The organism is Photorhabdus sp. RM323S, assembly GCF_042879375.1.
GTDB classification, from domain to species: Bacteria; Pseudomonadota; Gammaproteobacteria; order Enterobacterales; family Enterobacteriaceae; genus Photorhabdus; species Photorhabdus tasmaniensis.
Window position 1 is genome coordinate 40,900 of record NZ_JBHFKZ010000040.1, and the last position, 6,374, is coordinate 47,273.

Here is a 6,374-nt window from a genome sequence, read left to right on the forward strand (position 1 = left end):
CATAGCAAACGTTTACTGATGGCATTTAGTATGAAAAAATGGTTTGATAACATAAATATTTAAAATGCCAACATTCTTTTACAATATAAGCAACAATGAAAGCAAATTCAGAAGAACTGACAATTTTCGTGTCAGTCGTGGAAAGCGGGAGTTTCAGTCGTGCGGCGGAACATCTGCAATTAGCAAACTCCGCAGTGAGCCGTTCTATAAAAAAACTTGAAAAGAAACTAGGTGTGAGCCTGCTCAATCGCACAACTCGCCAGCTTAGTCTAACCGAAGAAGGTAAGCGTTATTTCCGCCGAGTTCAGCATGTACTACAAGAAATGGCCGCCGCTGAAACTGAGCTTATGGAATCTAAACACATTCCAAGTGGTTTATTGCGTATTGATGCTGCAACACCAGTAGTATTACATTTACTGATACCACTAATTAAACCTTTTCGCGAACGCTACCCAGAAATAACGTTATCATTGATTTCTTCGGAAACTTATATCAATCTGATTGAGCGCAAAGTGGATATTGCCATTCGTGCAGGCAACTTAACCGACTCCAGTCTACGAGCCAGACCACTTTTTTCCAGCTACCGAAAAATCGTCGCCTCTCCTAAATATCTGAAAAAATATGGCATACCGCAATGCATTGCTGAGTTGAAAAACCATATTTGTCTTGGTTTTACCGAACCGGTATCACTTAATACATGGCCGATAGCTTGTCAGGACGGGCAACTACATGAAATAACAGTGGGACTTTCTTCTAACAATGGTGAAACCCTTAAACAACTCTGTGTAACAGGTAATGGTATCGCGTGTCTGTCTGATTATATGATTGATAAGGAGATTGCCAGTGGTGAACTTGTTGAACTACTGGCTGAAAAACGTTTATCCGTCGCGATGCCTTTCAATGCTGTATATTACAGTGATCAGGCTGTAAGTACCCGAATCAGAGCATTTATTGATTTTCTGAATGAATATGTAAAAACAGCGTTTAAATGAGTAAGTATCACTCTCCAAAGACTGGGGATTACCGAGTTTATTAAAAACAATTTTCCCACTCTAAAAGAGTGGGAAGGTATCTATTTCTACTAGCTTATAGCCAAATAATCGGTATAGCCATCCTCATTACCCCCGAAAAATTTCTCTTTTATCGGTGGGTTTAGTTCTAGCCTATTGGCAAGACGATATGGTAAATCTGGGTTAGCAATAAAAGGGCGGCCAAATCCGATCAGATCCGCCCAGCCTTTAGTTAGAGCTTCTTCAGCGCGTTCCAAAGTGTATTTTCCAGAATATATCAGCGTGCCGTGATAGAGTATGCGAAAAGCTTCTTTAAAAGCTATTGGCATGACGGGAGCGTCTTCCCAGTCAGCTTCAGCAATATGAATATAGGCTACCCCGATATCATTTAGCACACTCGCGGCAGCCAGATAAGTTGCTTCAGGAGTATTATCTTCTGACCCCATCAGGGTTGTAAGTGGTGCCAGGCGAACACCCAGCTTATCTTTCCCTATTGTGGTCGCTACTGACATAGCCACTTCACTCAAGAAACGTAAACGATTTTGTAAAGTTCCACCATATTCGTCATCTCGTAGGTTAGTCTGAGAATCAATAAACTGATTAATAAGATAACCATTCGCTGCATGAAGCTCTACGCCATCAAAACCTGCTGCAATAGCATTATTTGCCGCTTGAATATAATCACTTACGATATCTGGAATTTCATCAAGCGTCAGTGCTCGAGGCTGCGAGTGTTGTACCATTTCACCGATACTATGTTCAGGTCCACGGCCTTCCACATCCAGAAAAACTTTTACACCTTTTGCTTGAAGGGCCGAGGGGGAGACAGGTGCAGAATTATTAGGTTGTAGAGTAGTGTGTGAAACACGTCCTACATGCCATAATTGAGCAAAAATTTTTCCTCCTGCTATATGTACTGCATCTGTTACTTTTTTCCATCCTATTACATGCTCAGACTTATAAATACCTGGCGTCCATGCATATCCTTGTCCCTGTTGGCTGATTTGTGTACCTTCGCTGATAATAAGTCCTGCACTGGCTCGTTGTGCATAATATTTAGCCATCAAATCAGTAGCTACACCGTCTGTTCCAGACCGCGAACGTGTCATCGGCGGCATAACAATACGATTAGATAACGACAGACCATTCAGAGAATAACGTTCAAAAAGCATAATATCTCTCACTCTTCATTAATTATTGATTTTGATTTGTGTATATGGACATATTAAGAAATAAGGGCAATTAGTTATCCCATTGAGGAGCAAGATCTTTTGGACTAACGAGACGTTCATTACAATCAAGTGTGGCGATAGCCGCCATATCGTCTGCATCAAGTTTAAGCTCGGAAGCGCTCAGATTACTTTGTAAATTTTCACGCTTAGTTGAAGAAGGGATCACGCTATAACCTAATGCTATCGCCCAAGATAAGATCACCTGTGCAGGAGTGGCCTGATGTTTTGTGGCTATGCGTCCGATAACCTCATCCTGAAGGGCTTTACCATAAGCGAGAGTCATATAGGAAGTGATATGAATTCCGTGATCTTTCGCCCAAGCCGTCACATGACAATTTTGTAGATATGGAGAAAGTTCAATCTGATTCGTGGCGATTTGTTCAATACCTACTGCATCGATAGCCTGTTGCATTAGATCGATCGTAAAGTTTGAAACCCCGATTTCACGTGTCAACCCCATATTTTTGGCGTCCAGCAACGCATTCATTATTTCATCAACACTGACAACGTTATTTGGTGATGGCCAATGAATTAACGTCAAGTCAACATAATCAGTGCGCAGCTTCGCTATACTTTCTTTAAGACTTGGTATCAATTTTTCTTTACTCAGATTTTCTGTCCAGATTTTTGTCGTGATATAGATATCTTCACGGGCTACACCACTTTCTTCTATGGCTTGTCCTACCGCCATTTCATTTTCATAAATCTGTGCTGTATCAATCGCACGATACCCCAATTCAAGGGCATTTTTTACTGATGTGATCACAGCATCATCTTTCAGACGAAAAGTACCTAATCCAAATGCAGGAACAGACATAATAAACCTCATGTAATATTTGATTAAGAAAGGTTTTATTATCATGAGGTAGATTTCAATAAAAAAGAGCAATAAATGCAGAAGTCTTTTGCTAGGATGACAAAAATATAATCTAAAATTGGTGCAACGATAACTCACCGCGAAAAGGGGGGACTACTAAAAGGCGCTCAGTCTGATTGATTTTTTGAAGAGCCAGAGGGAATCATGAACTTATTAATCCACGCATATTATTTAACTTATGTTAATCAGAGATCTACTTCATAAGTCATAACCTATTATCAGGCATATCCATCATGACATTAAGCAGTGTCACCTGGCGCTGCGAGAGACGCCTCAACGCCCCCGATTTAAACAGCATACTGTCGATGACAGCGGCACGATTAAGTAACTGATCGACATGCGATAGCAGCCGCTCCATCGCCCAACCAATGATGCTTGCCTGATAGTCCCTCTGGCATCAACAGTTAATTAAACATGGTTTGCTCAAACCTCGCCGCGAAGCTTCCCTTTAAACCGAGCTTGAATTTAAAGGCGGGATATAAAATTTGTTTATCGTTGTAGATTATTTAACATAATATACATTAGGCGCACTATGCGTGTAGCAGCAATATAGTCATGTATTATTAAAAGAAAAAGCCCGCTAACAGCAGGCTTTTCATGGTTTTGATAGAGGGATTATCTTACGAGTGTTTCGACAGCTCACGCCGAGCCAATTCAGCCAAGAATCCGCTGCGGCTATGATACTCACGATGTGAGTTCACGTATTCATCAATTCTACCCAACAAAAATTGAGGCATAGTAATGTTTAGCTTGATGGCTTTTCCATCGTATTTAGTTAAATCCATATCAACATAAGCCCAACTACCGCCAGTGCAATCTTCATTGCTTAGATGGTCAGCAACAGTTCTGGCTTGTACTGGAGCCTCACCCTTTTCGCTCATGTATTCAAAATAAGTATCTAATGCGTTTTGAGCATCGCTAATAGCGTCGTCAATGGTATCGCCAGCAAAGTAACATCCGATCACGTCTGGCACAAAACCAGAAAACGATCCGTCGTCAGCCTGATGTAAATAAATAGGATATCTCATGCTTACACCTTCTCTTTGATTAAAGAGCGGCCTTTCAACCGCTTAATTAAGTTATTTCAGTCCTGCTTGTTTAAGTATTTTAGTAAGGTTTGAATAGATAGCCACATAATAGGATTCCTTGTGTATAAATAATTGTAGTCAATATAAAATTATCTAATGATTTCTGTTACTCCGTCAATTGAGAGAACTATATTTCTTGTCATAAGTACATACATCTCTATCTAGCCTTAAATATCCCCTTTCATTTATCAAGCTGAATTCCTGCCAAAGATCACAATTTGTTTGGTCGTCTTTGCTATGATTTAGCTCTAATAACATTAATATATTTTATGAATGACTTTTAAGATTAAGGTGTGGAATTTATGTATAAGACAAATGGAACAATTCTGGATGTACCGGGTATCAAGGTTGGGCATGCTGAAGATGAGTTGAAACAAACCGGTTGTAGCGTAATTATTTTCGACGACGGAGCTGTTTGTGGTGTTGATGTCAGAGGCTCTGCTCCGGGGACAAGGGAAACCGAGCTTTTAGATCCCATTAATACTGTTCAGAAAGTCAAAATTTGGGGTTAGAGGTTATACTGATTTAGCAAATGCTTCTACATCCAGTGACGTACCAAGTGTCACCGGTGCCAACAAAGAGGCACGATGAAATCCAAAACGTCTTACCACCCTTTTAACTCATTCGTGAAAAGGGTGATTTGGTCTGAGCTGGTAGGGTTTATTTTTTTCGACTAAAGCTAGCCATACCCGGTTTTTCAGGATTAGGAACAAAACCCGGATTTCCAGCGCCTGGCCTCCAACTCACTTTCATTTTTGCACCAACCTTGTTGTAAAACTTTTCTAATTCATAAATATCATTGGCTATTATCCATTTTCCTTTACAGATGATAGCAACTGGGAACTCTCCAGGTTCGGCAACAGCTTTGACAATCCCACCACGTTTCTTGACTTCTTCTCTCTCTTTGTCCATAGCAAAAGCAGGATAACTTACCTGAGGACCATGCCTGATAACATTATGTTCTATATCTTCAAATGGTCGGTTTAAATCAGATTGGGCAATAAATCGGTTAATGAGATCAATTATTTTCTCTTCTTCTAATGAAGCAGATGGAACTGAATGTGGTTGCGTCGTGAAACTAATCATGTCATGCATATCATAGTCACCCGTGAAAGGCAGCGCGGCCCAGTTCTCTTTTCTTTTTAAGGAAGAAAGACTTGCCTCGAGATTGTTTAAATCTATTGGGTAAATTCTTCTGTCACCACTGCTCATATATATGCCTTTAAGATGACCACTTTTTTTATCCCAGTGACCGACATAACCCTCAATAGATGCCTTCCGTACCTTATTTATGACATTTGAAGCTTCATCTCCAGAATACGCTTTTCTAATTGAACCAGGCTTAATTGTTTTTTCAAGAATATCGTGTCCTTTCGCGGCGGCACCTTTACTCAGCGTTTTCAGAGTTGGTTCACCTGCTGCCCGAAAACTGACAGCAAAATTACCCATTTTAGACGCTTTTTCAATCGCCTTCATGTGCCCTTCCCAAATAAATTCTCTCTTAACTTGCTGGCGAACACCAAAGTCATTCTCGAACATACTTATAAATCCTTTGAATAGTCTAAGCGCGGAATAATAAAAATAAGATTAATATTAACTTATTTAAATGTCCTCCACTCTATATTGTATATTTATATAAAATAACTCTAAACCAAGTTAATGCCTACATCACGATTAAATATTAATTTTATGACAAATCAGAAACTGTAAACACAACGCTAAAAGTCCACTTCGGTAATGAAATTGTTGGAATTTCATTGCGTAGTGCTCAAAACGCTATACCCAATAAATTTCAAATTGCAGCGCGGCGGCAAGAGAACGCAGCCAACAAAGCAGCAACTTGAAAGATGACGGGTATATATGCAGAATAAAGAAAGAAATAACACCACCAGTACATATATTGTACTGGTGGCTTGGGTTTAATTAATTATTAAATTTTTATCCAGGGATAAGCATCATCAGATGTTCCAGCGCCGTCAGGTACGGTTCCCCTATTCCACCATTTAGCTTCCCAGTTTTGACCTTTCCAGCTGACTCTATCGCCAGCTTTATACTCATTATTTGCATCCCATGTTGGGTAATCTCCGCCCTTGTCCTGATCACCCGGATCAACATTGACACCTTTGAAGTAGAATGGCGTCATATCTATTTTTTGGGTAATTAGCTC

Annotated in this window: 8 protein-coding genes; 2 read left to right on the forward strand and 6 right to left on the reverse strand. The window is 40.0% G+C overall.

The window, feature by feature from the left end:
* The first annotated feature begins 95 nt into the window (after positions 1–95).
* The gene (gene yafC / locus ACGF7G_RS15705; RefSeq protein ID WP_387466706.1) at positions 96–992 is read left to right on the forward strand and encodes a DNA-binding transcriptional regulator YafC; all 897 of its coding nucleotides are present in this window, start codon (positions 96–98) and stop codon (positions 990–992) included.
* 89 nt (positions 993–1,081) lie between these two features.
* Here yafC and ACGF7G_RS15710 read toward each other — a convergent pair whose 3' ends face one another.
* The 4 genes from ACGF7G_RS15710 to ACGF7G_RS15725 all read right to left on the reverse strand — a co-directional run bounded on the left by ACGF7G_RS15710 (position 1,082) and on the right by ACGF7G_RS15725 (position 4,147).
* Positions 1,082–2,182: an alkene reductase gene (locus ACGF7G_RS15710; protein WP_387466708.1), complete on the reverse strand. Its 1,101-nt coding sequence runs from the start codon at positions 2,180–2,182 to the stop codon at positions 1,082–1,084.
* 70 nt (positions 2,183–2,252) lie between these two features.
* Complete coding sequence (gene dkgB / locus ACGF7G_RS15715; RefSeq protein WP_387466709.1) at positions 2,253–3,059, reverse strand: 2,5-didehydrogluconate reductase DkgB; 807 nt, start codon at positions 3,057–3,059, stop codon at positions 2,253–2,255.
* 265 nt (positions 3,060–3,324) lie between these two features.
* The gene (locus ACGF7G_RS15720; RefSeq protein WP_387466710.1) at positions 3,325–3,477 is read right to left on the reverse strand and encodes a hypothetical protein; all 153 of its coding nucleotides are present in this window, start codon (positions 3,475–3,477) and stop codon (positions 3,325–3,327) included.
* Positions 3,478–3,739: 262 nt separating this feature from the next.
* Positions 3,740–4,147: a type II toxin-antitoxin system HicB family antitoxin gene (locus ACGF7G_RS15725; RefSeq protein ID WP_133813054.1), complete on the reverse strand. Its 408-nt coding sequence runs from the start codon at positions 4,145–4,147 to the stop codon at positions 3,740–3,742.
* A gap of 362 nt (positions 4,148–4,509) precedes the next feature.
* Here ACGF7G_RS15725 and ACGF7G_RS15730 point away from each other — a divergent pair, with 362 nt between their 5' ends.
* Positions 4,510–4,719: a P1 family peptidase gene (locus ACGF7G_RS15730; RefSeq protein WP_387466712.1), complete on the forward strand. Its 210-nt coding sequence runs from the start codon at positions 4,510–4,512 to the stop codon at positions 4,717–4,719.
* A 148-nt stretch (positions 4,720–4,867) separates the two neighbouring features.
* Here the strand turns inward: ACGF7G_RS15730 and ACGF7G_RS15735 are convergent, their stop codons facing one another.
* Together ACGF7G_RS15735 and ACGF7G_RS15740 are read right to left on the reverse strand one after the other, a co-directional pair.
* The gene (locus ACGF7G_RS15735; RefSeq protein WP_387466713.1) at positions 4,868–5,746 is read right to left on the reverse strand and encodes an Insecticial toxin; all 879 of its coding nucleotides are present in this window, start codon (positions 5,744–5,746) and stop codon (positions 4,868–4,870) included.
* Positions 5,747–6,137: 391 nt separating this feature from the next.
* The coding region (locus ACGF7G_RS15740) for a carbohydrate-binding protein (protein WP_387466714.1) at positions 6,138–6,374 on the reverse strand (237 nt) is incomplete at its 5' end.

Excerpts from the sequence above, each read along its gene's own strand:
- yafC (WP_387466706.1), top strand. The coding sequence starts at position 96 with ATGAAAGCAAATTCAGAAGAACTGACAATTTTCGTGTCAGTCGTGGAA.
- ACGF7G_RS15710 (WP_387466708.1), bottom strand. The coding sequence starts at position 2,182 with ATGCTTTTTGAACGTTATTCTCTGAATGGTCTGTCGTTATCTAATCGT.
- dkgB (WP_387466709.1), bottom strand. The coding sequence starts at position 3,059 with ATGTCTGTTCCTGCATTTGGATTAGGTACTTTTCGTCTGAAAGATGAT.
- ACGF7G_RS15720 (WP_387466710.1), bottom strand. The coding sequence starts at position 3,477 with ATGGAGCGGCTGCTATCGCATGTCGATCAGTTACTTAATCGTGCCGCT.
- ACGF7G_RS15725 (WP_133813054.1), bottom strand. The coding sequence starts at position 4,147 with ATGAGATATCCTATTTATTTACATCAGGCTGACGACGGATCGTTTTCT.
- ACGF7G_RS15730 (WP_387466712.1), top strand. The coding sequence starts at position 4,510 with ATGTATAAGACAAATGGAACAATTCTGGATGTACCGGGTATCAAGGTT.
- ACGF7G_RS15735 (WP_387466713.1), bottom strand. The coding sequence starts at position 5,746 with ATGTTCGAGAATGACTTTGGTGTTCGCCAGCAAGTTAAGAGAGAATTT.